Annotated in this window: 23 protein-coding genes; 6 read left to right on the top strand and 17 right to left on the bottom strand. The window is 40.9% G+C overall.

The features are described 5' to 3' along the window. Positions 1-136: 136 nt before the first annotated feature. From FTU09_RS07880 to ahcY, 6 genes are all read right to left on the bottom strand, one after another. Entirely contained in the window at positions 137-1,372 is a 1,236-nt protein-coding gene (locus FTU09_RS07880; RefSeq protein ID WP_004972751.1) for a multifunctional CCA addition/repair protein, read from the bottom strand. A gap of 90 nt (positions 1,373-1,462) precedes the next feature. Next, positions 1,463-3,742, bottom strand: a complete 2,280-nt coding sequence (locus tag FTU09_RS07885) for an NADP-dependent malic enzyme (protein WP_004972754.1) — start codon at positions 3,740-3,742, stop codon at positions 1,463-1,465. 139 nt (positions 3,743-3,881) lie between these two features. Further along, on the bottom strand, positions 3,882-6,758 hold the full coding sequence (locus FTU09_RS07890; RefSeq protein ID WP_179996088.1) for a bifunctional diguanylate cyclase/phosphodiesterase: 2,877 nt from the start codon (positions 6,756-6,758) through the stop codon (positions 3,882-3,884). A 186-nt stretch (positions 6,759-6,944) separates the two neighbouring features. Continuing rightward, a complete protein-coding gene (locus FTU09_RS07895; RefSeq protein ID WP_154320509.1) occupies positions 6,945-7,661 on the bottom strand; it encodes a 16S rRNA (uracil(1498)-N(3))-methyltransferase in 717 nt (238 codons plus the stop codon). A gap of 41 nt (positions 7,662-7,702) precedes the next feature. Next, a complete protein-coding gene (gene metF, locus FTU09_RS07900; RefSeq protein ID WP_136144198.1) occupies positions 7,703-8,539 on the bottom strand; it encodes a methylenetetrahydrofolate reductase [NAD(P)H] in 837 nt (278 codons plus the stop codon). A gap of 183 nt (positions 8,540-8,722) precedes the next feature. Further along, positions 8,723-10,105 (bottom strand): adenosylhomocysteinase, encoded by a 1,383-nt coding sequence (ahcY, locus tag FTU09_RS07905; protein WP_179995669.1) that lies wholly within the window; start codon positions 10,103-10,105, stop codon positions 8,723-8,725. A gap of 220 nt (positions 10,106-10,325) precedes the next feature. Between ahcY and FTU09_RS07910 the strand changes: the two genes are divergently transcribed. After that, positions 10,326-10,832: a cysteine peptidase family C39 domain-containing protein gene (locus FTU09_RS07910; RefSeq protein ID WP_178319510.1), complete on the top strand. Its 507-nt coding sequence runs from the start codon at positions 10,326-10,328 to the stop codon at positions 10,830-10,832. 89 nt (positions 10,833-10,921) lie between these two features. Here FTU09_RS07910 and FTU09_RS07915 read toward each other — a convergent pair whose 3' ends face one another. Further along, positions 10,922-11,434, bottom strand: coding sequence for a tetratricopeptide repeat protein (locus FTU09_RS07915; RefSeq protein WP_131261573.1), 513 nt, complete (start codon positions 11,432-11,434; stop codon positions 10,922-10,924). 206 nt (positions 11,435-11,640) lie between these two features. Here FTU09_RS07915 and FTU09_RS07920 point away from each other — a divergent pair, with 206 nt between their 5' ends. Further along, a complete protein-coding gene (locus tag FTU09_RS07920) occupies positions 11,641-11,901 on the top strand; it encodes a hypothetical protein (RefSeq protein ID WP_004972768.1) in 261 nt (86 codons plus the stop codon). Between the two features lie 77 nt (positions 11,902-11,978). Here the strand turns inward: FTU09_RS07920 and FTU09_RS07925 are convergent, their stop codons facing one another. Then, positions 11,979-12,365, bottom strand: a complete 387-nt coding sequence (locus FTU09_RS07925) for a carboxymuconolactone decarboxylase family protein (RefSeq protein ID WP_004972770.1) — start codon at positions 12,363-12,365, stop codon at positions 11,979-11,981. Positions 12,366-12,576: 211 nt separating this feature from the next. Next, positions 12,577-13,590, bottom strand: coding sequence for a lipoyl synthase (gene lipA, locus FTU09_RS07930; RefSeq protein ID WP_180079955.1), 1,014 nt, complete (start codon positions 13,588-13,590; stop codon positions 12,577-12,579). 287 nt (positions 13,591-13,877) lie between these two features. Between lipA and sthA the strand changes: the two genes are divergently transcribed. Continuing rightward, a complete protein-coding gene (gene sthA, locus FTU09_RS07935; protein ID WP_042068765.1) occupies positions 13,878-15,293 on the top strand; it encodes a Si-specific NAD(P)(+) transhydrogenase in 1,416 nt (471 codons plus the stop codon). Positions 15,294-15,424: 131 nt separating this feature from the next. Here the strand turns inward: sthA and FTU09_RS07940 are convergent, their stop codons facing one another. The 5 genes from FTU09_RS07940 to map all read right to left on the bottom strand — a co-directional run bounded on the left by FTU09_RS07940 (position 15,425) and on the right by map (position 19,672). Continuing rightward, positions 15,425-15,850, bottom strand: a complete 426-nt coding sequence (locus tag FTU09_RS07940) for a VOC family protein (protein ID WP_136144686.1) — start codon at positions 15,848-15,850, stop codon at positions 15,425-15,427. 67 nt (positions 15,851-15,917) lie between these two features. Beyond that, the gene (locus FTU09_RS13855; RefSeq protein ID WP_019836563.1) at positions 15,918-16,052 is read right to left on the bottom strand and encodes a hypothetical protein; all 135 of its coding nucleotides are present in this window, start codon (positions 16,050-16,052) and stop codon (positions 15,918-15,920) included. Then, positions 16,045-17,256: an MFS transporter gene (locus FTU09_RS07945; RefSeq protein WP_136144687.1), complete on the bottom strand. Its 1,212-nt coding sequence runs from the start codon at positions 17,254-17,256 to the stop codon at positions 16,045-16,047. Before FTU09_RS07945 ends, FTU09_RS13855 begins: the two co-directional genes overlap by 8 nt. Positions 17,257-17,450: 194 nt before the next feature. After that, positions 17,451-18,503 (bottom strand): OmpW family protein, encoded by a 1,053-nt coding sequence (locus tag FTU09_RS07950; RefSeq protein WP_004972784.1) that lies wholly within the window; start codon positions 18,501-18,503, stop codon positions 17,451-17,453. Positions 18,504-18,844: 341 nt separating this feature from the next. Next, the gene (map, locus tag FTU09_RS07955; protein ID WP_004972787.1) at positions 18,845-19,672 is read right to left on the bottom strand and encodes a type I methionyl aminopeptidase; all 828 of its coding nucleotides are present in this window, start codon (positions 19,670-19,672) and stop codon (positions 18,845-18,847) included. A gap of 208 nt (positions 19,673-19,880) precedes the next feature. Here map and rpsB point away from each other — a divergent pair, with 208 nt between their 5' ends. The 3 genes from rpsB (at position 19,881) to FTU09_RS07970 (ending at position 22,366) form a co-directional block, all read left to right on the top strand. Continuing rightward, a complete protein-coding gene (gene rpsB / locus FTU09_RS07960) occupies positions 19,881-20,627 on the top strand; it encodes a 30S ribosomal protein S2 (protein WP_004972791.1) in 747 nt (248 codons plus the stop codon). Between the two features lie 143 nt (positions 20,628-20,770). Then, positions 20,771-21,646 (top strand): translation elongation factor Ts, encoded by an 876-nt coding sequence (tsf, locus tag FTU09_RS07965; protein WP_004972793.1) that lies wholly within the window; start codon positions 20,771-20,773, stop codon positions 21,644-21,646. Between the two features lie 192 nt (positions 21,647-21,838). After that, on the top strand, positions 21,839-22,366 hold the full coding sequence (locus tag FTU09_RS07970; protein WP_180079957.1) for a DUF3465 domain-containing protein: 528 nt from the start codon (positions 21,839-21,841) through the stop codon (positions 22,364-22,366). 34 nt (positions 22,367-22,400) lie between these two features. Here FTU09_RS07970 and FTU09_RS07975 read toward each other — a convergent pair whose 3' ends face one another. The 3 genes from FTU09_RS07975 to mltB all read right to left on the bottom strand — a co-directional run bounded on the left by FTU09_RS07975 (position 22,401) and on the right by mltB (position 24,992). Further along, a complete protein-coding gene (locus tag FTU09_RS07975) occupies positions 22,401-22,856 on the bottom strand; it encodes a DUF962 domain-containing protein (protein ID WP_154320516.1) in 456 nt (151 codons plus the stop codon). Between the two features lie 231 nt (positions 22,857-23,087). After that, positions 23,088-23,696, bottom strand: a complete 609-nt coding sequence (locus FTU09_RS07980) for a septal ring lytic transglycosylase RlpA family protein (protein WP_004972798.1) — start codon at positions 23,694-23,696, stop codon at positions 23,088-23,090. A gap of 294 nt (positions 23,697-23,990) precedes the next feature. Continuing rightward, on the bottom strand, positions 23,991-24,992 hold the full coding sequence (gene mltB / locus FTU09_RS07985; RefSeq protein WP_180044209.1) for a lytic murein transglycosylase B: 1,002 nt from the start codon (positions 24,990-24,992) through the stop codon (positions 23,991-23,993). Positions 24,993-25,099: the final 107 nt, after the last annotated feature.

The raw sequence follows: 25,099 nt of genomic DNA on the forward strand, positions 1-25,099 counted from the left end.
TATTTGAGCTAAAAAGCCGTAGCTTCTATATTTTAGAAGATTACGGCTTTTCGATCAGAAATTTAGGCTGACTTAAATAGGTTAAGAATGATAGATCAAAGAACGCATGTAATGACGTTCTATAGACTTAAATAGCCTAAGCAGTAGCAGCCAAGTGACGTGCCTTTAATTGCTCAATCGCTTTAATGCGTCGTTCAATCAGCATTTCACCAATATCGGGGCCTTGGACATCGGCAGGTAAGTCTTGCGCCTTAATGCTGCGTACCACTTGAATCGCTTCCAAAATATAGCTCGCTTGCGGATAGTCACGATCTTCCAAACCTAAACGCCCACGAGAGTCACATTCACAGGCTTGTACAAAGGCTTCTACACGCTCAGGACGACGCAAGACATCCAAACGCTGTAATAAGCGCCATAACGTGCCAGGCTTTAAGCTCAATGCTTGGTGGCATTTTAAATGCTCTTTACATACAGCAAGTGCAAGTTGTTTGGTATTGGTCGGTACGCGCAGGCGTTCACACACTTCCGTTACAGGTCGAATCCCACGTTCTTCATGCATAATGTGCCGTGGTAATTCATCGGCAGGGGTCAAGGCCTTGCCTAAATCATGCAATAACACTGCAAAGCGTACATCGAGTGAGTAATTGGCACGACAGGCTTGTTGTAGTGACATCATGGTGTGCACACCACTGTCAATTTCAGGGTGATATTCAGGACGCTGTGGAATACCGAATAAAGCATCTAATTCAGGAAATAAAACTTTTAAAGCACCACAGGCACGCAATGTTTCAAAATAAACATCGGCACGTGCTTCCATTAAGGCACGTGAAGTTTCTTTCCATACGCGTTCAGGTGTCAGCGCATGTAACTCACCAGATTCTGCCAACTCTTGCATTAATAACAAGGTTTCAGGTGCAACCACAAAGCCTAAAGCATGATAACGTGCTGCAAAACGAGCAATACGCAGCACCCGTAACGGGTCTTCTACAAAAGCATTGGAAACATGGCGCAGCACTTTATTGCACAGATCTTGCTGTCCACCGTAAGGGTCGTAGACATTGCCATCACTATCCATTGCCATGGCGTTAATGGTTAAATCACGACGGATTAAATCTTCTTCTAAGGTCACGCTTGGGTCGGTATGAAATTCAAAACCGTGATAACCGTGTCCAGATTTGCGCTCAGTGCGAGCAAGTGCATATTCATCTTTGGTTTCAGGATGAAGAAAAACAGGGAAGTCTTTGCCCACAGGTTGAAAGCCTTGAGCCAAAAGTTGTTCGGGCGTTGCGCCAACGACAACATAATCTTTTTCGTGATAGGGATGCCCGAGTAAGTGATCTCGAACTGCACCGCCTACTAAATAAACTTGCATGAAAAAACCTCTATTCTTCAAGCAATCATGCTACAGAATAGAGGTTTTCTCAAGTCTATAATTCTGAGTCAGTCACTCAGAAATATAGGTTTATGCTTTAACTTGTGCTGTTTGTTGAATTTCAGCAACAGTGAGGGCAGTCATATTCACAACACGACGTGTCGTTGCAGTCGGAGTCAAAATATGTACAGGTTTTGCTGCACCTAACAAGATAGGGCCAATCGTAACATTGTTACCTGAAGTCGATTTCAACAAGTTAAATGAAATATTGGCAGCATCTAAGTTCGGCATAATCAACAAGTTTGCAGAACCTTTGAAGCGTGAGTTCGGGAAAGCAAAATGACGGATATTTTCGTCTAATGCTGCATCACCGTGCATTTCACCTTCAACTTCAAGCTCAGGTGCAATCTCACTCAAGATTTCAAAGACTTTACGCATTTTTTGTGCGCTAGAGTCTTGTTGGTCAGAACCAAAACTTGAGTGAGAAAGTAGAGCAACGCGTGGTGTCATACCAAAACGGCGTACTTCTTCAGCCGCTAAAAGTGTCATTTCAGCCAACTGTTCAGCAGTTGGGTTTGTGTTGACATAAGTGTCGGCAATGAACAAGTTGCGATCTTCAAGCATCAATGCGTTAAGGGTAAAGAAGTTAGTACGACCTTCTTTTAGACCAATCACATTTTTTACGAAATCAAGGTGAATGTCGTAGCTTGAATAAGTACCACATAACATACCATCGGCTAAACCATGCTTCACTAACATTGCTGCAATGAGGGTAGAGCGACGACGTGCTTCACGCTGCGCGTATTCAGGTGTAACGCCTTTACGCTGCATGATGGTGTAGTAATCATCTGCAAATTTTTCGTAGTTAGGGTTGTTTTCCTGGTCTACTATTTCCATATTCACGCCATGTTCAAGACGTAAACCTAACTTTTTGATGTTCGCTTCAATTACTGAGGTACGACCTACAAGGATTGGTTTAGCCAAGCCTTCATCCACTGCAATTTGTACTGCGCGAAGGACGCGTAAGTCTTCACCTTCTGCATAAGCAATACGTTTAGGATCAGTTTTTGCTTGAGCAAAAATAGGCTTCATCATAAATGCCGAGTTATATACAAACTCAGACAAACGCTGACGGTATGCAGAGAAGTCTTGAATTGGACGACTTGCTACACCTGAATCCATTGCCGCTTGAGCAACTGCAGGTGCAATTTCAAGAATTAAACGCTGATCAAGTGGACGTGGAATTAAATAGTCACGACCGAATGATGCAGATTTTTCACCATAAGTCGCAGCATCTGCTTCAATGTGTGCCATGCGTGCAATTGCGTGTACACAAGCAATTTTCATTTCTTCGTTGATGGTAGTTGCGCCAACGTCTAATGCACCACGGAAAATATACGGGAAGCAAAGTGCGTTGTTAACTTGGTTCGGGTAGTCCGAACGACCAGTCGCCATAATCACATCTGGACGTACTTCATGCGCATGTTCAGGTAAGATTTCTGGATCTGGGTTAGCCAAAGCAAAGATAATTGGATTTTCAGCCATTTCTTTGACCATAGCTTTGGTCAAGATACCCGCTGCAGAAAGACCAAGGAACATATCCGCACCGCTAATTACATCAGCAAGTTGCGTTCCTTCAATGTCTTGCATATAGCGTTTTTTCGAGTCATCCAAACCTTCACGTTTGGTGGTGATTAGACCGCGCGAATCTGCAACAATGATATTTTCTTTTTTCGCGCCCAATGCACACAACAGGTCTAAACAAGACAGTGCGGCTGCACCTGCACCTGAAGCAACGATTTTGATTTCTTCAATCTTCTTGCCGTTAAGTAACAAGGCATTGAGTAGGGCAGAACCTACAATGATTGACGTACCGTGTTGGTCATCGTGGAACACAGGAATATTCATGCGTTCACGAAGTTTTTGCTCAATGTAGAAACATTCTGGTGCCTTGATGTCTTCAAGGTTAATACCACCAAAAGTTGGTTCTAATGCTGCAACAATATCTACAATTTTGTCTGGATCATTTTCAGCAATTTCGATGTCAAATACATCGACACCAGCAAACTTTTTAAAGAGTACGCCTTTACCTTCCATCACAGGTTTAGACGCCAAAGGACCGATATTACCTAAACCTAATACTGCTGTACCGTTACTAACGACAGCAACCAAGTTACCGCGAGCGGTATAAAGTGCAGCTGTTGAAGGATCACGTTCAATCTCTAAACATGGTGCTGCGACACCTGGTGAGTAAGCGAGCGCTAAGTCACGTTGGTTGACCAGCTGCTTACTTGGAGTAACGCTGATTTTTCCTGGTGTTGGAAATTCGTGATAGTAAAGTGCCTGCTGTTTTAATGATTGATCGTCCATCTGAATCTCGTGTGTGACAAGTTGGCCAGCGATGCTGGTGGTTTTTTTATGAATCTTATCGAATATACCATTACTTGCCCCCTTAGCACAGACGTCACTGTTTATTTTTAGAACAAACTTAGAGCTTTTGGGTCTAGTTTCAGATTAAGGAGCGATAAGCGCGCGATACTAAATTGGCTTTTAGAAATTGGGTCGCTTCACTTTCAGGCAAAGGCCTAGAGAATAAATATCCCTGAGCAATATCACAATTTAAATTCTGCAAATATTGCAGTTGTTGCTCAGTTTCAATCCCCTCAGCCACCACGCTCATGCCCATGGCTTTGCCCATAGCAATCATGGCACTAACAATGGCTTCTTGTTTGGTATTTCCAATTTTAGAAACAAAGCTACGGTCTATTTTTAAACTGTCAATTGGGAAGTCTGTTAAGTAAGAAAGTGAAGAATAGCCTGTACCAAAATCATCTAAGGCGATATGAATATCACGTTGTTTAATTTCATCTAATAAAGACTTAACGGTTGTGGAGTTTTCCACTAAAGAGGATTCGGTAATTTCTAATTCTAAGCTTGCACCTGAAATTTGATAGGTATTAATCGCATCATCTAAATCTTGCAGTAATTGACCACGTTGCAGTTGTTGTGCAACTACATTAACCGATACTTGGATATGATCAAAACCTAACAGATTCCATTCACGAATTTGCTTGGCAGTTTGTTGAATTACAACCCGACCAATATCGGAAATTAAACTGGTTTGTTCCGCAATAGGAATAAATAGGTTCGGTGGAATAATGCCTTTGGTTGGATGTTTCCAGCGCACCAATGCTTCAAACCCAACTACCTGATAATTATGGAAATCAATTTTAGGTTGATAATATACAATTAACTCATCATTTTTAATGGCTTGGCGTAAGTCACGCTCTAAATGCACATCTTGTTCTAGCAGTTTGGTGTTGTCTAAAGCGTAATATTTAACGGTATTACCACCCAAACGCTTGGCTTCAGACAAGGCTTGTTCTGCACAATTATTCAGATAATCCAGCTGGCGTCCATGTTCAGGATAGAGGGAAACCCCCATCGACAGGGTAATAATATGTTCTTGTCCCTGCACATTAAACGGCAAATTAAAGGCTTTGGCGATGCGTTCACAGTGCTGCTGTATAGAAGGGCGAATATGAGAAATTTCATACACAATTGCAAAATCATCGCCATTTAAGTGCGCGACAAACAGCGCTTCGGCATTGGTGATGCGTAAACGCTGCGCCACTTGACGGAGTAATTCATCGCCACCATTATTGCTTAAATATTCATTTAAAGGTCTGAAACGGTCAATATTGAGTCGAATGACCGCCAATTGCTGCAATGAATCTTGCTGCGAAATAAGATATTGATGTAGTTGATAATTATAGTAAAAGCGATTAGGCAAGTCGGTCAGTGGGTCGTAATTTTCTAAATAGGATAGACGCTGTTCTTGTAGTTTATGTTCGGTTAAATCAGACACAATCCCAATATAATTAATAATGCGGTTTTGCTCATCGGTGACGGCATTGATATGCACACGAACTGCGAGTTCTTTACCAGAGCGGAATCTTGTATTCATTTCAGCATCATATTTACCTGTGCTGAGCAATTGTTGAAGAATTTCTTCTTGCGTAATGCGTTGATGTGCTTTGTGGGACTCGACCAAATCAAACAGATATTTGCCTAAAATATGGTCGCGTTTAAATCCGCTCATTTGAGCATAGAATGGGTTGGCTTCAATATAACGTAAGTTTTCATCTAAAATAAAAATACCTTCGGCTGCCTGTTCAAGTACGCTGGCAGTGAGTTTTAAGCGCTCTTGTCCAATTCGTTCTTGGTGAATGTCACGGCGAATCCCCACCATGCGCAAAGGTTTATTGGTGACAGGATCACGCTCAATCACCCGACCAATATCATGCACCCAATACCATTGACCTGAACTATGTTGTACGCGATATGTGGCTTGATAGCGTTCAGTTAGACCCCGTAAATGTTGTTTCATGGTTTGGTGAAAGTGCGGAATATCATCAGGGTGAATCAGTTGCTGTAATTTATTCCGATGCTGTTTGGTATTCTCTAAACGAGTTTGCTGTGCGCCACCACCAAAGACAATACTGCGTTGCCGTATATTCCAGTCCCATGCTTTTAGACCTGCGGCTTCATGCGCTAAAATTAAACTATGTTGTTGATTGATTAAATCTTGGTGCGTTTGTTCTAAGTCAAAGGTACGTTCTCTTACTTTTTGTTCTAGCATTTGATTGTTAAATTGCAGTTGAAGTTCAATATCTTTGGACTTGTTCATTTCAACTTGTAATTGTTGGCAGAGTTGATCTGTCCAGCCGACTTGTTGCTCTGCGGCTTTTTTGAGTTGGTCGTTCTTAAAATAGACGCTCGATAAACGACGATGCATGTGCATTGAAGTATTGGCACAAATCAGTAAGGTAATTAAGGCAAAATTTGTCGCGAGAAAAAAGAAAGCGGAAGTTTCGGAGTGAACTAAAAACTGTGCGAAAATATAGGGTGTAATCACTGGAATGAATACCCAGCAAAAATAACTCAAGCGCTGCGTTAAAAAGGTGAGGGCAAAGGTTTGACTCACAATAATTAATAAGGCCGCTAAAATAATCGCTTCATAGTTGCTCAGTTCAGGGTTTTGCTGAGGTAAAAAGTAATACAGTAAACTTACCCCAACCGCGATTGCTGTTCCGATCAAGAAACACACCAATTTTAACCAACGATGTGCTTGTTGGAGTTGATATTGTCCCACTTTAAAGTGAATTGCTGTGAGCAGTAAACACGAACCAATGGTCAGTTCAGTGAGAATAAACCAGATATTGAAGTAAGGTGATGAATGTGAGAAAGAAATTTGATAAATAAAAAACACATACAGGCAAACAATCAGGATGCTGACCAAAAAGAATCGAATAAGCCGAATGGTATTGGTGATTTGCGCAGCATCTAAGTATTGCTGCAACAATTCATCTTGAGCGTCTGACATACTTCCCCAAAATCTAGTTAAATGATTCCATCATTTATATTTTTAAATAACATCACTTTCATGCATAAAATATTGCTGTTTTGTGTTTAAATTTTATGCAAATTTTTTAATATATTGTTCGAGATTAATCCTGTACTTTATAAATTGCAATGTTATTGGCAATCGATTTCTGTAAAAACGGATAAATTACTCAGCCAAGCGATAATTTAAGAGAGCTAAAGCAACCACAGGTGCGGTTTCAGTGCGTAATACCCGAGTACCAATACACCAGTTTTGAAAGCCAACCGCATTGGCAGCGCTAATTTCTGTTTCGCTTAAACCACCTTCAGGCCCAATTAATAAAGCCAAATCTTTACTGACATTGTTTAGCACATCTACTTGATCTTTATTCGGTGCTAACACTAATTTGGTGGTAGGAAGGTCACTATTCAGCCAGTCCTCTAAACGTAGTGGGGCTAAAATTTTCGGTACGATATTCATGCCACATTGTTCACAGGCTGCAATGGCAATACCTTGCCAATGATCTAATTTTTTTTGATCGCGGTCATATTTTAAGCGCATTTCACAGCGTTCAGAGGTGAGCAACTGAATGTTAGTCACGCCAAGCTCTACCGCTTTTTGAATCGCATAATCCATACGATCGCCTTTGCTCATTACTTGTCCTAATAAGGCGCTAAAGCTTGGGATGCGATTGTCTGGATTAAAACTTTTAATCTGCACTTGCGCTGTTTTTTTGGTAACTTCAACCAGTTCCACTTCATATTCACCACCTTGCCCATTGAACAAGGTGGCGGTTTCACCGACTTGTGCGCGTAGTACTTTCACCCAGTGATGAAATACTGTTTCAGTCAGTTCAACTTGCGTATCTACTACTAATTCAGCCTCAATATAAAAACGGGGCATAGGGATTACTCGTTCAAGTCAATAAATATGAAAAATACAGCTTAAGCCAAACCAAGATCTGTCACTAATTGACGAGTCGGTTCGGTGTTGTTCATGGTGTAAAAATGCAAACTTGGTGCACCACCTGCAATCAGGCGTTCGCACAGTTTAATAATCACTTCATGACCAAAGGCTTTGATTGAAGCTGTGTCATCACCATAGGTTGCTAATTGCTTACGAATCCAGCGTGGAATTTCTGCACCTGTACCATCTGCAAAGCGAATTAAATTGCTGGCATTGGTAATCGGCATAATGCCAGGCGCAACAGGAATATTCACACCTTGCTTTTGAATACGTTCTACAAAGTAAAAGTACGCATCTGGATTAAAAAAGAACTGGGTGATGGCAGCATTGGCACCAGCATTTACTTTGGTGACAAAGTTTTTAATGTCTTGATCAAAGTGGTCTGCTTGTGGATGCATTTCAGGATAAGCCGCAACTTCAATGTGAAAATGATCACCTGAATGTTCACGAATAAAACGCACCAAGTCAGACGCATACGGCAATTCGCCTAAACCAACTTGACCTGAAGGTAAATCACCACGCAAAGCCACAATGCGGTCAATGCCTTGTGCTTTATAAATATCAAGCAATTCAGCAATACGCGCTTTGTCATCACCAATACAAGACAGGTGCGGCGCTACAGGTGTGCCTTTGCCATTGAAGTCGCTAATGGTCGATAAAGTACGTTCACGAGTAGAACCACCTGCACCATAAGTGATAGAAAAAAACTCTGGATTTAAAAGTTGTAATTCTTGATGCACAACTTTGAGTTTTTCTGCACCTACATCGGTTTTAGATGGGAAAAATTCAAATGAAATTGGAACTAGTTTGGTCATGATTCAATCCTTGTTATAAATACTTATTTATATTTTTATCTCTGCTCAATCCTCTCGTGTGCTGGATTTAAAAAAGCAATGTTTTAAACTTGCTCACGAGAGGACTTACCTTCTAACTCATTCATTAAACAATGAATCATTCCCTCTCCCTATGAGAGAGGGTTAGGCAGAGGGATTAAATACTTAGTATTTATAAGCATCCGATTTAAACGGACCATCAACAGCTACACCTAAGTAGTCCGCTTGTACTTGAGTCAATTGTGTTAATACACCACCAAAACCAGCAACCATTGCAGCAGCAACTTCTTCGTCTAGTTTTTTCGGTAAGATTTCAACACGAATTGCCGCTTGTTTTTGATCGGCAGGAAGATCGGCAAATTTCTCTGCAAATAAGTGCATTTGTGCCAATACTTGGTTAGCAAATGAACCATCCATAATACGTGATGGGTGACCTGTTGCGTTACCCAAGTTCACTAAACGACCTTCAGAAAGCAAGATTAAATAATCGTTTTCGTTTTCTGAACGATACACTTGGTGTACTTGTGGCTTCACTTCAACCCACTTATAACCACGTAAGTAGTTGGTGTCGATTTCAGTATCGAAGTGACCAATGTTACATACAACAGCGCCTGCTTTAAGTGTATCTAGCATTGCTGCGTCGCACACGTGATAGTTACCTGTTGTAGTCACAATCAAGTCAGTATTTTCTAAAAGCTCTAGGTTGACGTCTGCTTTATTGCCTGTTTGTACGCCATTCTTGTACGGAGATACAACTTCGTAACCATCCATACATGCTTGCATTGCACAAATTGGGTCAATTTCAGAAACACGAACAATCATGCCTTCTTGACGTAAAGATTGTGCAGAACCTTTACCTACATCACCATAACCAATAACCAATGCACGACGACCAGACAATAACATGTCTGTACCACGTTTAATCGCATCGTTGAGTGAGTGACGGCAACCGTATTTATTGTCGTTTTTAGATTTAGTCACAGAGTCGTTGACGTTAATTGCAGGCACTTTTAAAGAACCATCTTTCCACATTTCAATTAGACGTTGTACGCCCGTAGTGGTTTCTTCAGTAATGCCGTGAATGCGCTCTAATAATGCAGGATATTTTTCGTGAACAAGTGCAGTTAAGTCACCGCCATCGTCCAAAATCATGTTGGCATCCCATGGTGTGCCATTTACATTAATTTGTTGTTCAAGACACCATACATATTCTTCTTCAGTTTCGCCTTTCCAAGCAAAAACAGGCACACCTGAAGCAGCAATTGCTGCAGCAGCGTGGTCTTGAGTAGAGAAGATGTTACAAGAAGTCCAACGAACTTCTGCGCCCAATTCAACTAGCGTTTCAATTAAAACAGCAGTTTGAATGGTCATGTGGATACAGCCGAGAATTTTCGCGCCTGCAAGAGGTTTTGCAGCTGAGTAGCGCTTACGCAAACCCATAAGGGCTGGCATTTCTGCTTCTGCAAGTTTGATTTCTTTACGACCAAAATCAGCTAGTGTGATATCGGCAACTTTATAATCTGTAAATGAAGCATTAACCGCGTTCATCACGATCTCCTTATAAAAAACAATTGATCATTCAGTTCGCGGATGCCGTTTCTTGCATAGCAAACGCGTTGCTATGCTGGTCGAGCCTGGCGATTTTACATTTCGTGCCTGTAAAACGTCGCAGCATCCCTCGACTAGCGCGATATTGTACTTGGAAATTGATTCAGTTCCAATCATGTTTTGTTTATTATCACTACAAACATATTTTTGAGATTGAATGATGGCTTTAGAGCTTCCTCAAGAGTTGGCAAATTTAGAAGCCAACGGCGGGATTTACGCAGTGTGGATGTTGCTACGACACTTAGGAATTGATGCCGATATTCAACAATTGATTGAAGTGTGTGGTTATACGCCAGAGCAGGGCACAACCACAATTGGTTTGGCTGTTGGACTGAAAAAGTTTGGCTTTAATGTGCAGTTTTATACTGACCCTGACCCAGATTTACAAGATGCAGAAAAGTTAAGTTATGCCGAAGCTGAACAGCTTAAATTGCCTGTATTGGCGGCAATCGGCTATCAGCAAATTCAGCACGCATTTGATGAAAATAAATTTGTAATTGTCTACTACGACACTTTAGAAGGCGTGGGCAATCACTCATTGCTATATTCTATTGATGATGCTGAAATTTGTTTCTTTGACAGTTTTGAGCCGATGCCTGCGGCTGTGTTTGAACAACAGCGTCAGCAAGAGGGCATTTGCAGACAAGTAATTGTGGTCGAAGTCTAAGTGTTATTCAAAGTCTAAGCTTTATTCAATGACGATTCGAGTCATGCAAAAATTGTCTAGCCCATCAATTGATTGGCTAGACAAATAAATTACTCCGCTGCATCGGCTTTTTGTGTCCAATATTCAGCTTTATTTTCGTCAGCATCTACACCCAAAGCATTTGCATAAATAAAAGCAAGGTCACGCATGGCTTGTACTTCGCCCAATTCTGCTGCTTGCTGTACCAATGCCACAGAGCGAGCGACATCTTGTTCAACCACATCACCACGACGGTAGTAGCCTGCCAACTCTAAAATAGCGGCAGGGTGTTGTGCATCACTGGCTTTTTTGAGCCAGACAAAAGCATCTTCAAAATGTTGTTTAGCATCTTCAGGGTCATCTTCTAGAACATCTTTGGCATATACGGTATAGCCTTCACCAAGCCAATACATGGCTTCGATATGTCCGTTTGCGGCAGCTTTGAGCGCCCATTGTTCGGCAAGTTCAATATCTTCATTAAAATCGCTTTGCATATACAGCACCGCCACTTCAAATTGGGCATCGGCTTGTCCTGCAATGGCGCGGTTCATTAGCGCAGGGGAGATTGAAACAGATTCTGACATAATGTCATCCAGCAAAATTACAACATAAGATTGTGCGATAGCCTAAAAGGTCTGCTGGGAAAAAGCCATCTTCGGTGTGATTTTTTTTAAAAAATTAGGGTTAATTGATCATGCGTTTATGCAGACAATAACAAAAAATCACTTGAGCCATATCGTCAAGTTTCAATATGCTGAATGTTAAACATGGTCATAATGAGAACAATAAGATGGCAAATTTTTTAACTGCTGAACAAGCAAAAGTTTATTCAGATCATGCCAAGCTAGATATTGAATTATATAAGCAGCGTTTGGCGTCTTTAATCGAAGAGAATGCCAAGCAGGGCAATACCGCAGTTTTTACTGTGCTGCCAAAACATTTACCTTTAGAAGATATTCGAAATTTATCGGCACAGCTGACTGATTTGGGTTATCAGGTGCGCTTTGAGTTAAATGAGTTCTTTTATAGCTTTAATGTGTATTGGATTTAAAACTCAACTCTACCGACATTTCACCAAATAGTTTTAGTGAAATGTCGAGCGTTTATATTTTTTGATTTAGATTGCGTTTAAGTATTTGCAGTATGTTCTGCCAAAACTTCCAACGCTGCGCGAAAAGCTTCCTGAGTTGCAGGTGCGCCACAATAAGGCAAGCTGTGTAACAAGACTTCCTGAATTTCTTCGACACTTGCCCCGTTATTTAGCGCACCACGAATATGTCCTTTAAGCTCTGTCGGGCTTTTTAAAGCAGTTAAAAAGGCGATAGTAATTAAGGAACGATATTTGCGTGGTAACACACCTTCACGTTGCCAAGTTGAACCCCATGCATGTTCATTAATCCAGTCCTGCAAAGGTTGGGTAAATGGTACAGTGTTGTCCTGTGCGCGTTTTACAAAGCTTTCGCCCATGACTTCAGTGCGAACTTTTAAGCCATTGTCATAGTCTTGTTGTGACATTTTACTATCCCTGTTTTATTGTTTGAGCTCGGTGTATAGATTAAGTGCATAGATTAACAATTTATGGCGATGACACCATGCGCACTTGGTCGTAGACCATCAAAAAATATTCACATCTATCTATTTTTAATATATCCACAAGGTATAAAAAACCCCGAACATAAAGTCGGGGCTGTTTTAGCTTTATCGCAAATTTTGAAATAAGCGAGTGTTAAGCTTCAATGGTTTGCACGCTAATTTTTTTAGCAGGGTCGGCTTTACGACGTACTGTTGGTACAGGTTCACCATAATATTGACGGTCTGCAAAATAACTTGAACGTACCATTGGCGCAGCCCAAATATTTTTAAAACCTAACTTTTGACCATGCGCTGTATAACGCTCAAATTCTTCAGGTGTTACAAAGCGGTCAATTGGCGCATGTTCTTTAGATGGCTGTAAATATTGACCAATGGTCACATAATCTACATCGTGCGCTTTAAGATCATCTAACAGTGCAATAACTTCTTCTTCAGATTCTCCAATACCTACCATCAAACCGCATTTGGTTGGAATATCTGGGCAATATTCTTTAAACATTTTCAGCAAGTTCAAAGAGTGCTGATAGTCTGAACCCGGACGCATGGCTTTATATAAGCGTGGCACAGTTTCAATGTTGTGGTTAAAAACATCTGGCGGACATTCGGTCATAATGCGTAGTGCAATATCTATACGACCACGGAAGTCTGGCACCAAAATTTCTAACAACGTATTTGGGCTTAAAGAGCGGGCTTCTTTAATACAATCGACAAAATGTTGTGCACCACCATCTAACAAGTCATCACGGTCTACAGAGGTGATCACGGCATATTTTAAGCCTAAGTTGGCAATGGTTTCTGCCATGTGACGAGGTTCTTCAGGATCTAGTGCATTTGGACGACCATGCGCAACATCACAGAACGGGCAGCGACGGGTACAAATATCACCCATGATCATAAAGGTTGCTGTACCACCACCAAAGCATTCTGGAAGGTTTGGACAAGCGGCTTCTTCACAAACGGTGTGCAATTTTTGCTGACGCAAAGTGGTTTTAATACGTTGAACTTCTTCTGGTGCCGTCATTTTGACCCGAATCCAGTCAGGTTTACGAGGCGTTTCAACCGTAGGAACAACTTTTACAGGAATACGTGCGACTTTTTCAGCACCACGAAGTTTGACACCCTGTTCTGGTTTACGGTTTGCAGACATATTCAACTTTTCCACTGTTTTTGAAAGGGGAGAGATTTAGTGTAGGCTAGATTTTACGTGAAATAGAGTCTGATTAAACCGAATCTAAGTGCAAAAGTAAAATGTCACCTTAACTTCATCATAAGACGGTTATTATAACGAAATTGTGCTTAAATTGGGTAAAAACGATATTCATATAAAAAATGTGGTTATCACGTAATATATGCACAGTAAATACAGAAAATTCAAAAGATTTACGTCATAATATAGCCCATTGAAAAGACAGATTTAAAGAAAAGGAGCGTTGAATGCCACGTAAAAAAGAGGTCGTTAGTGGAACTTTCGTGAAGTACGATGCGGTTGTTCTCGGTTCAGGCCCTGCGGGTGAAGGCGCGGCAATGAAACTTGCCAAATCTGGTAAGCGTGTTGCGATTGTAGATGTTCGTGAGCAGCTTGGCGGTAACTGTACCCATGTGGGTACCATTCCAAGTAAAGCATTGCGTCAGACAGTGTCGAATATTATCCGTTATCGCCGTGACCCAATGTTTAAAAAAATGGGCGATTGGCGTCAGTTCACCATGAAGCAAGTGTTGCAAAGTGCGCATAAAGTTATTCAGCAGCAAGTTGAAACGCACTCTCGCTTTTATGACCGTAATGAAATTGCGATTTATCATGGTCGTGCTTATATCCAAGATAAAAATACGGTCTTGGTATTTGGTGCAGATGGCATTAAAGAAACCATTATGTGTCAGCAAATTGTGATTGCGACAGGTAGCCGTCCATATCGTCCAGAAATGTTGGATTTCAACCATCCACGTGTATTTGATTCAGACAAAATTTTGGATTTGGATTTCTCGATTCAAAAAATTATTATTTATGGCGCGGGTGTGATTGGTTGTGAATATGCATCCATCTTCATTGGTTTAGATCATAAAGTTGATTTGATTAATACTCAGCACAAATTGCTCAGCTATTTGGATGATGAAATTTCAGATGCCTTGTCATATCACTTGCGTGCGCAAGGGGTGCTGATTCGCCACAATGAGCAAATTGATCATTTAGAAACTTTTGATGATCACGTGGTTTTATATTTGCAAAGTGGCAAGAAAATCAAAGCCGATGCGATTTTGTGGTGTAACGGACGTTCAGGTAATACCGATGGTTTAGGTTTGGAAAACGTAGAACTTAAACCAAACAGCCGTGGTCAATTAACGGTGAATGATCAATATCAAACCGAAGTAGAGAATATTTATGCTGCGGGTGATGTGATTGGCTGGCCTTCGTTGGCATCTGCTGCCTATGACCAAGGTCGTTGCGCGGGTGCAAATATGAGTGGCGAAGAAAATGTTGCGCCTGTGACCGATATTCCAACAGGTATTTATACCATTCCAGAAATTTCTTCGATTGGTAAAACTGAGCAGGAATTGACGGAAGAAAAAATTCCTTATGAAGTTGGTCAGGCATCTTTCCGTCATTTAGCGCGTGCGCAAATTACGGGTGATACAGTGGGTGAATTGAAGATTTTATTCCACCGTGACACTTTAGAAGTATTGGGTGTGCATTGCTTTGGTAATAATGCGGCAGAAATTATCCACATTGGTCAGGCGGTGATGAACAGCCCGAACAATACCATTAAGTATTTTGTGGAAACCACATTCAACTATCCAACCATGGCGGAAGCGTATCGTGTGGCGACCTTGAATGGGATGAATCGTTTGTTTTAAGTGATTCTGCTGACTGTAAAATAGAAAATTTAAAACACCCCATAAGATCATTCTTGTGGGGTATTTTTTTATTGACTTGCTGTAAGGAAATTTATGCATTGAGGGAAAGTTGATTTGTGGAACATTGAGCGTTAAATATCAATTATGACTGATGCCGCACTGCGTGGCGTTTCGCCATGAAAGACAGCTTCAATATTGTTACCATCAGGATCAAGTACATAAGCTGCATAATAACCAGGATGATAAGCACGTTCATCAGGTTTGCCATTGCACTTGCCGCCATGTGCCAATGCTGCAAGATAGAAAGCATTGACCATTTCACGATTTTTAGCTTGAAAGGCGAGATGATGACGCCCAGTGAGTATGCCTTGTGCGGCAGGACTTTTTACTGAGGAGATAAAAAGTTCATCTGCCCAAAAGTGATCCTTGGCTGTTCCCATAACTGGAATATCCAACACTGCCAAGATGGCGGTATAAAATGCTCGACTTGCTTCAAGGTCACTCACCACAAGATGAATATGGTCAATCAGTCTTCCACGATGCAATTGAATCTGCATAAGACGCTCCATGTCTAAAGCGGAATTTTGAATAGCAAAATAGACTTAATATTTTAGAGATTGGGTTTTAATGCGCACAAAACGCCTGATTAAAATATTCAAACAGTTGTGGCGTTTGCATCCATAAAAAAATCGACAAGCCAAAAAGGGCAGTGATTGCGAGTGTGAGCAATACTTTAAAATTCAATAAAGAATTAATCATGAATGACGTGCTCCTCATCTACCCAAAAATGGACCAAGACCGCAAACGCACTTAAAGCAATAGAAACAATCCAGATAACATTATAGTTACCTGTCAGGTCGTGATTTAAACCGCCAAGCCATCCACCAAAAAAAGAGCCGACTTGGTGTGTGAAAAACACAATGCCACTGAGCATGGTCAGGTATTTAATTCCAAACATATTTGCCACAATACCATTGGTTAAAGGCACTGTAGATAACCACAATAAGCCCATAATGATCCCGAATGCATAAATTGTCCAGATGCTTAAAGGCAGGATTAAAAAGACGATAATGGCAATACCGCGTAGTCCGTAAAGCCACATCAGCAAGTGCGGTTTCGAATAGCGACCGCCTAACCAACCTGCGGTATAGGTGCCTACAATATTAAATAAACCCACGAGTGCTAGAAAAACTGTGCCTGTGGTTGCATTAAAGCCATGATCGATTAAGTAGCTAGGTAAGTGAATCCCGATAAACACCACTTGAAAACCACAGACAAAAAAGCCCAAAGCTAAAAACCAAAAGGGTTTATGGTTTTTGGCAATCACCAAAACTTGTTTAAAGCCTAAAGCGGGTTGGCTGACTGAACTTGCATTAGGGTTTTGATACATGGGTGCTTTGAGCATCCATGCCAAAGGAACAATCAAGACAATTAAAATCGCACTGACAATTAATGCGCCCGACCAACCTACACTTTGTAATAACAATAAGGTCGATGGCAACATGATAAATTGCCCAAACGAGCCTGCAGCACTGGCAATACCCATTGCAAGGCTACGCTTTTCTGGAGGAGCAGCGCGACCTACTGCAGAAAGTAGCACAGGGAAAGAGGTTGCAGAAAGTGCCAAACCTAAAATTAAACCCACACTTAAATTTAGCAATAAGCCTGTCGAGCTGACGGCCATGAGCAATAAGCCGAGTGCATACAGTGCGCCACCAACTGCAACTACAATTTTACTACCGTATTTGTCTGCAAAAGCACCTGTGATGGGTTGGACTGCACCCCAAATTAGGTTTTGCATGGCAATGGCTAAACTAAAGACATTATGTCCCCAGCCAAATTCATGGCTCATAGGCACCAAATACAAACCAAATGCATGCCGAACCCCAAGCGATAATGCCAAAATAATGGCGCTTCCAATTAACATATAAATTAGAGGTTTGGAAAATTGAGCATTCGACATAAGGCATCCACGTATGGCTAACAGCTTGTTATGGTAATCGATTCAGCTCAAGAGCGCGATAAAATAAAATTCATCAAATGATAAAATTGAGTTATCAAGATAGAAGCGATTGCTTTAATTAAATAGTGTAAGAAAAAATAAGACGACCGTAGCCGTCTTAAATTTAGTTGAAAGTGGAAAAGTAAAATTAGAGATTAAAAGCGCATCCCAAAGCCAGCGTATGCAATGATCGGATTCACTTCAATATCTGCTTTAGAGTGAATCAATTCACCATGTTTGGCATCGGTCACCGTAATGGTGGTTTCATTTTTAAGGTGTGCATAAGATAGTGAACCAACTGCAAACCATTTTTCATTAAAGTCATAGGTAAAACCTACGGTGGCAACAGGTGCAAACGCATCGGTGGCATCTAACTCAACTTTTGGGTTGGCTGAACTTGGTTTGCCTTCTAAAGATGCGCCTGATTTTCCTTCTTTAATATTGGCAATCATGTGACCTGAAGCAATTAAGTCCTGCTCAGTACGTGGATTAATTTCTAATTCATTGAAATAGGCATACATCAAACCGACGCCAACATAGGGGCGAAATTTATTTACGCCTGTTTTGCCAAAGTGATATTGAAACTCAAATGCAGGTGTCCATGCGCGGGCAGAAGCAGCAGGGCCATGCGCTGCTAAATCGGTAATGAAAATATCATTTTGTAATTCTAGTTCACCCAACGCACCGCCTAATGGACGTGCAATTGCGGAGAAGGGTGCATAAATTTTACCTTTGCCTTGCAAATCAACTTTAGGTGGAATGCCGCCTTTGACTTCAAAGGAAATATTATCGGTAAAGAAATAGTTACTGATGATACCCAGTGTAGTGACATCATCTGCTTCTAAACCTGTACCGGGATTATCCCATTGTTCCAAACCTGAAATTGTGGCTTGTCCACTCATGTTGGCAGGCACGGTAGGCAGCAAATTTAATGCTCCGCTTAATAATATGGGTGGCTCAAAACCGTCACGTAAATTATCTTTTACAGTTTGCGATTGAACCTCACCGACATCCGCTGTGTAGCCATTGTGGATGGCTGTATTGACCCGAAAAGGTTGTGCTTTACCTTGTGGCATAACGTGCAGCGCACCTACCGAAACAGAAAAGCGTTTAAAACCATCACCATCTTTTAAACTAAAATAAGGTGAGTTGGCATAACTGATGACTGGCAAACTACTCAGTGCCAAACAGCATAGTGTTTTTTTCATTGTGGAACTCCATGTCCAATTTTGCTTGTTGTTATTTACGGCATTGTTATGCAAGGCATTATGAAATGGACTGGAAAAATAAAACTGTTGTTTTTACAAGATATTTTTTTAAACTTTTGTGAATAACTGGAAAAGTGTGCAGGTGTTTTGTTAAATCCAAAACTGTTGAATACGTGAAAATGCTTGTTTTATTGGATGGCTTTAAAGTTCTATTGGTTTGAAATAAAAAGATTTTATAGAAATTGTATGCGTTGAAATTAATAAAAAAGACCAGTCGGAACTGATCTTTTTGACATACGGGTTAAATTTTTAGCCAATGACAGATTTTGGCTGCAAACACGTTATGCAGTAAAGCGTGATAAATCTTCATCAGGGCGGGCAGTTAGCACTTCCAAGCCATCTTTGGTGACCAAAATGGTGTGTTCAAACTGTGCCGATAATTTGTGGTCTTTGGTCACCACTGTCCATTTATCGCCAAGTAATTTGGTTTGCCATACGCCTGCATTGACCATTGGTTCAATGGTAAAAGTCATACCTTCTTCTAAAATCATGCCTGTGTTGGCTTGACCATAGTGCAATACTTGTGGCTCATCGTGGAAGGTCGTCCCAATACCATGACCGCAATATTCACGCACGACACTAAAGCGTTCAGATTCAACATATTTTTGAATCGCATGACCAATATCACCAATGGTTGAACCGGGTTTAACGGTTGCCATACCGCGATACATCGCTTCTTGGGCAACTTTGCATAAACGATTGGCTAAAATGGAAGTTTCACCACCCACGATATACATCATATTGGTATCGCCGTGGAAACCATCTTTAATGACTGTGACATCAATATTTAAAATATCGCCTTTCTTCAGCACTTTACTTTCTGACGGAATACCGTGACAAACCACATGGTTAACCGATGTGCAAATGGTGTGTTGGAATGCTGGACGACCCGGAGCAGCACCATAACCTAAGCAGGCAGGAATAGCTTGTTGTTGATTGACAATATAGTCATGGCAAATCGTATCCAGTTCGAGCGTAGTAACGCCTGGTTTAACGTGTGCTTTGATCATCTCCAAAACTTCTGCCGCCAGTCGTCCTGCCACGCGCATTTTTTCAATATCTTCTGCGGTTTTGATGAGTCGACGAGGTGCTTGATAAGTTGTGTTCATGATCTTTAAAAACTTTTGGAAATTTGTGTGTGACTATGGTATAAATAGCCGCCCATTTTATCAAATGCTTTTTATGAATATGTTTCAAAGAGCTTGGTAAAAGGGAAATTAAAAATCCGCACATATATCGTCACATTACTCTGGGTGCCCTTTGGGGTGGAGAATGCGGATATATGGAGGCCTAACCCAAACATTTAAGGTAAAGAAAATGGCAGATTACAACGTAAGCATGCGCGACCTTCTTCAAGCTGGCGCACACTTTGGTCACCAAACACGTTTCTGGAACCCAAAGATGCGTCAATACATCTTTGGTGCGCGTAACAAAATTCACATCATCAACCTTGAACACACTGTTCCTGCGTTAAATGATGCTTTGAACTTTGCAAACCAATTGGCTAGCAAAAAGAACAAAGTTTTGTTCGTTGGTACAAAACGTGCTGCTTCTGCAATCATCCGTGAACAAGCTCAACGCGCTGGTCAACCGTATGTAGATCACCGTTGGTTAGGTGGTATGTTGACGAACTGGAAAACACTTCGCCAATCTATCAGCCGTTTAAAAGATCTTCAAGTTCAGTCTACTGACGGTACTTTTGCTAAGCTTACTAAACGTGAAGCTTTAGAGCGTAGCCGTGAAATGGAAAAACTTGAGCGCGCTTTAGGCGGTGTGAAAAACATGGGTGGTTTACCTGACGCATTATTCGTAATTGACGTTGATCACGAAGCAATTGCAATTAAAGAAGCTAAAAACTTAGGTATTCCTGTAATCGGTATCGTAGATACAAACTCTAACCCAGACAACGTAGACTACGTTATTCCGGGTAACGACGATGCGATCCGTGCAGTAACACTTTACGCTTCTTCAATGGCTGATGCGATCATTGCTGGTAAAGAATACGCTCAAACTCAAGCCAATGCTCAAGCAAAAGGCGAAGAAGCTCCTGCTTCTGAGGCTTAATGCGTTTTGACGTAAGCTTGTCATTTTTGCGACATGTGATGGTGGCAAAGTAAGCGTCATGTATGCAGACGGCCCAAGAGACACCCTCTGGGCCGTTTCTGTTAAAAAAAGAATTCATTTTCTACCGATTTTAGGAGATAAACATGACTGCAGTTACAGCAAGCATGGTTAAAGAATTGCGTGATCGTACTGGTCTAGCAATGATGGAATGTAAAAAAGCATTAACAGAAGCGGGCGGTGACATCGAATTAGCGATTGACAACCTTCGTAAATCTGGTCAAGCAAAAGCTGCTAAAAAAGCAGGTAACATTGCTGCTGACGGTGCAATCACAATCGTTCAAGAAGGCAACAAAGCGATTCTTTTAGAAGTAAACTGTCAAACTGACTTCGTTGCAAAAGACGAAAACTTTGCTGGTTTCTCTGCGAAAGTTGCTGCTGCTGCTCTTGCTGCAAACGAAACTGATGCTGCTAAAATTGCTGAACTTAAACTTGAAGATGGCGCAACTGTTGAAGAAACACGTGTTGCACTTGTTCAAAAAATTGGTGAAAACATCCAAGTTCGTCGTGCACAAATCGTTGAAGGTGAAAACCTTGCTGTGTACAAGCACGGTTTAAAAATCGGTGTTGTTGTTTCTTACACAGGTGATGCTGCGACTGGTAAAGGTATTGCAATGCACGTTGCTGCATTCAACCCAGTTGCTGTTACTGCTGAACAAGTTCCTGCTGATCTTATCGCTAAAGAGAAAGAAATTGCAGAAGCGAAAGCAGTTGAATCTGGTAAGCCTGCAAACATCGTAGAGAAGATGGTAACTGGTTCAGTTGAAAAATACTTGAACGAAGTTGCGCTTGATCGTCAAATGTACGTAATTGACAACGAGAAGAAAGTTGCTGAAGTATTAAAAGCAACTGGTACAACTGTTGCTCAATTCGTTCGTTTCGAAGTAGGCGAAGGTATTGAGAAAAAAGCAGAAATGAGCTTCGCTGAAGAAGTTGCTGCTGCTCAAGCTGCTGCAAAATAATTTTTACTTAAGGTAAAATATTTTGTAAGGAAAGCCCCAATTTATTTTGGGGCTTTTTTGTGAATATAGATTTTGGCAATATGCAATCGTGGCATAAATATTGAGATGAAGATTAAAGATATTAATTTTAAATCAGTATGTTACGAATAATTGACTTAATCGTATAGAGCGGAATCAGAACAAGAAGGTTATATGGCAAATAAAAAGAATTTAAGCATCGGCGCAATTATTGTAGTGCTAATTGCTGCATTTTTTGGCATAGATTTACAGCAATTTCAGTCTGAAACATCAAATGCACCATCTACAAGTACTGCTCGCACATCGCAAACTGAAAAAGAACAGTCGAACCTACAGCAGCGAGATACACCGCAAGGACAAGATGCTCAGGGTGTTCAGCTGATTGCGCGTGCGTTTGAGCGTAAGCAGAGTAATCTACAAGTCCGTGCGAGTGGGCAGGTCATTGCAGTGTTGGCAGATGACAACGAAGGCTCACGTCATCAAAAATTTATTTTAAAACTGAATAATGGGCAAACTGTATTGGTTGCACATAATATTGATCTTGCACCACGAATTACCAATATTGCAAAAAGTGATACTGTTGAGTTTTTTGGTGAATATGAATACTCAGATAAGGGTGGGGTGATTCACTGGACGCATCATGATCCAGCAAATAAACACGTGGGTGGATGGTTAAAACATCAAGGAAGAACCTATCAATAACGGTTCTTCCGATAATGAAAATAGGATATGGCGCTTAAACGCTCATAATGCTGGTTTTACGACGTGTTTTCCAAGAGGGTAGGATTTTACCTAAATAGGCATCCATGCACCAAATTGGGCCAATGAGGAGGAATTGGAGGTCTTTGAAGAATGAAGGCTTTTTCCCTTCAATTTTGTGACCATAAAACTGCCCAATCCACGCCAAAACAAAAATTGCGATATAAAAACCCATTCCAACAGGCAAAACATAAATCAGCCATGCCATTACCAACATTAACGCTGCCATTGCAACTGCAAGAACCAAGTCTAAACGTGCATAAAAAATAAAACTGAGCACCAGAAGTAAGGTTGTCAGTAAAGCACTGAAATGTGCCAAGATACCGACAATCGAAAAAAAGATTGTTGGTACGCAAACCCAGTGAATTAATTTATTGGTTTTATTTTGATGGCTCTCGCTGTATTCATCTAGCCACTCACTTACTGTCTTCATGTACTACTCCTGTAGACCGATCATCCGTTGTTATTGTTTGATTGTCTAAAATATAACTGAGAACAGAGAGGTGGTCAAAACAGTATTCATATTTTCAAAATGAAGTGGCAACAAAATTTGTGTGGATCTTCTTGGTGCAGACATGTATGGGATGACTGTAAATCTTACAGGCATTAAAAAAGCCACATTGCTGTGGCTTTCAAGTCAAATGTGAAGTCGTGTAAGCGAATCTTAAGAGTTTGGACCGTCAATACGCTCAATGCTTACTTTGGCAGTACCTGCATTGGTGATGCCCAATTGTTTTGCAGCGCCATAAGAAAGATCGAGTACACGGTTGCCATGGAATGGACCACGGTCATTTACTTTAACTACAACGCTTTTACCATTGTTTTTATTGGTTACGCGAATATAGCAGTTTAGCGGCAGGCTACGGTGTGCAGCAGTCATTGCGTTCATGTCGAACGTTTCACCGCTTGCAGTTTTACGACCGTGGAATTGACGACCGTACCAAGATGCCATACCTGTTTGGCTAAATTTACGTACAGTGTTCGATGCCACTGTATTTAACTTTTCAATCACTGAAGGCTCTTCAGCAGGAATTTCAATTTTCGCTGCAATCGTTTGACGACGGATTTGGTCGCCTGAACGTTCGGTGATTGAAAGGCTATTCAAATTTGAGAAATGTGAATTAAAACTTTGTGCTTCTTTGTTGAGTACACGCGCAGCTAGGCTAGATGACTCATTATCATTGTTGAATGATGATTGCACCATTTCAGCTTGCGACTGACTTAGGGCAACAGCTGCAGAAAGTGCAAGTAAGTATTTAAGTGAACTATGCATGGTTTGAACTCCTGAAGACAGAATTTTTAACTTATTTCGCTCTTAACTGATTGAAATAGTGGTAATCCTGTCTGTAATTTCACTTTTTCGACTACATTTGACGACATGGATAATATTCATCCCTCACTAAAGGTGTCTAGTCTTTATACGAAAATAATGACAAAAAGTACCAAAAACCAACTCTATTTGATTAAAAAATAATCAATATTGTAACACTATATGTAAAAAGTTTGTTTTGTGATCAAATTGTCAAAAATATTTCTTGACTTTTTGGTTTTATATTTAAATTTGTACTTAGCGACTCGCAATTTCAGTGCCCAATAACCACAGTGCAGTCGCATACATACGGCTACGGTTATAAGTCGTAATCACCTGAAAATTTGGGTAGGTTATATAGTAGATATGACCATAATTTTCTTGTAATTGAATGACATTGACCAAGTCGAGGTCATCTATTTGCACAATTGGATTCATTGGCATCACGCCTTGCGATTTTAAAACCCCATAAGGTGTTGGCAGGGTCAAATCTTTGGCAATGACACTGTCAGGATTGTTGCCTGTATATCGTGCAGCAAATGCAATGGGTTGATTGCGCTGCCAGCCATGTTGTGCCAAGTAGTTTGCAATGGAGCCAATGGCATCGACTGCCGAGTTGCGTAGATCAATATGTCCGTTGCCGTCATAATCGACCCCAAATTTTGGAATATTGCTAGGCATAAACTGCGGATAACCAACAGCACCTGCATAAGAACCAACAATTGAAGAAGTTGGCACACCATCTTTATATGACCATGCGATCAGTGCTGCGAGTTCATCTTTAAAGTATTCCGCGCGACGTTCATAACCAAAGCCTAAGGTGGCAAGGGCATCACGGGTTACAAAAGAGCCCTTATTGCTTCCAAAACCTGTTTCTACACCCAGAATCCCTAAAATAATGGATTGCGGTACACCAAATTGCTGTTCAGCACGATTGAGCGTGTCTGCATATTGTTGTTTAAAGCGCATACCGCGCTGAATAGTGCTTTCTGCAAGGAAATTGGTTTTATAGTCGTACCAAGGCTTACTTTCGCCTGGGCGGTTCATGATGTTGATGATATTGGGTAAGTTTTTAGAGCCTTCCATCGCCCAATCGACTTGTGCTGCACTCAAGCCATAGGTCTGCATGGTTTTTTGTTTAAAACTGGCATAAGACGGATGATTTTGGAAATCATTGGCCAGACAAAAACTGGTGATAGAAAATGCACCAATGAGTAAAGAAAGACGTTTTAGTTTGTTATAAAAATCAAGTTTGAACATATTGAGGAAAATTCCAAATTGATGATTTACACAACTTATTTATATGCAGTAAATAAGTTGCTACTTATATATGAAGAATAAGCCGCTATTGGGGCCAAACTGCGAAA

The sequence above is a fragment of the Acinetobacter sp. YH12058 genome (genome assembly GCF_013419805.1).
Lineage (GTDB): Bacteria > Pseudomonadota > Gammaproteobacteria > Pseudomonadales > Moraxellaceae > Acinetobacter > Acinetobacter towneri.

Coding starts and splice junctions, on each gene's coding strand:
- FTU09_RS07880 (WP_004972751.1), bottom strand. CDS start 1,372: ATGCAAGTTTATTTAGTAGGCGGTGCAGTTCGAGATCACTTACTCGGG.
- FTU09_RS07885 (WP_004972754.1), bottom strand. CDS start 3,742: ATGGACGATCAATCATTAAAACAGCAGGCACTTTACTATCACGAATTT.
- FTU09_RS07890 (WP_179996088.1), bottom strand. CDS start 6,758: ATGTCAGACGCTCAAGATGAATTGTTGCAGCAATACTTAGATGCTGCG.
- FTU09_RS07895 (WP_154320509.1), bottom strand. CDS start 7,661: ATGCCCCGTTTTTATATTGAGGCTGAATTAGTAGTAGATACGCAAGTT.
- metF (WP_136144198.1), bottom strand. CDS start 8,539: ATGACCAAACTAGTTCCAATTTCATTTGAATTTTTCCCATCTAAAACC.
- ahcY (WP_179995669.1), bottom strand. CDS start 10,105: ATGAACGCGGTTAATGCTTCATTTACAGATTATAAAGTTGCCGATATC.
- FTU09_RS07910 (WP_178319510.1), top strand. CDS start 10,326: ATGGCTTTAGAGCTTCCTCAAGAGTTGGCAAATTTAGAAGCCAACGGC.
- FTU09_RS07915 (WP_131261573.1), bottom strand. CDS start 11,434: ATGTCAGAATCTGTTTCAATCTCCCCTGCGCTAATGAACCGCGCCATT.
- FTU09_RS07920 (WP_004972768.1), top strand. CDS start 11,641: ATGGCAAATTTTTTAACTGCTGAACAAGCAAAAGTTTATTCAGATCAT.
- FTU09_RS07925 (WP_004972770.1), bottom strand. CDS start 12,365: ATGTCACAACAAGACTATGACAATGGCTTAAAAGTTCGCACTGAAGTC.
- lipA (WP_180079955.1), bottom strand. CDS start 13,590: ATGTCTGCAAACCGTAAACCAGAACAGGGTGTCAAACTTCGTGGTGCT.
- sthA (WP_042068765.1), top strand. CDS start 13,878: ATGCCACGTAAAAAAGAGGTCGTTAGTGGAACTTTCGTGAAGTACGAT.
- FTU09_RS07940 (WP_136144686.1), bottom strand. CDS start 15,850: ATGCAGATTCAATTGCATCGTGGAAGACTGATTGACCATATTCATCTT.
- FTU09_RS13855 (WP_019836563.1), bottom strand. CDS start 16,052: ATGATTAATTCTTTATTGAATTTTAAAGTATTGCTCACACTCGCAATC.
- FTU09_RS07945 (WP_136144687.1), bottom strand. CDS start 17,256: ATGTCGAATGCTCAATTTTCCAAACCTCTAATTTATATGTTAATTGGA.
- FTU09_RS07950 (WP_004972784.1), bottom strand. CDS start 18,503: ATGAAAAAAACACTATGCTGTTTGGCACTGAGTAGTTTGCCAGTCATC.
- map (WP_004972787.1), bottom strand. CDS start 19,672: ATGAACACAACTTATCAAGCACCTCGTCGACTCATCAAAACCGCAGAA.
- rpsB (WP_004972791.1), top strand. CDS start 19,881: ATGGCAGATTACAACGTAAGCATGCGCGACCTTCTTCAAGCTGGCGCA.
- tsf (WP_004972793.1), top strand. CDS start 20,771: ATGACTGCAGTTACAGCAAGCATGGTTAAAGAATTGCGTGATCGTACT.
- FTU09_RS07970 (WP_180079957.1), top strand. CDS start 21,839: ATGGCAAATAAAAAGAATTTAAGCATCGGCGCAATTATTGTAGTGCTA.
- FTU09_RS07975 (WP_154320516.1), bottom strand. CDS start 22,856: ATGAAGACAGTAAGTGAGTGGCTAGATGAATACAGCGAGAGCCATCAA.
- FTU09_RS07980 (WP_004972798.1), bottom strand. CDS start 23,696: ATGCATAGTTCACTTAAATACTTACTTGCACTTTCTGCAGCTGTTGCC.
- mltB (WP_180044209.1), bottom strand. CDS start 24,992: ATGTTCAAACTTGATTTTTATAACAAACTAAAACGTCTTTCTTTACTC.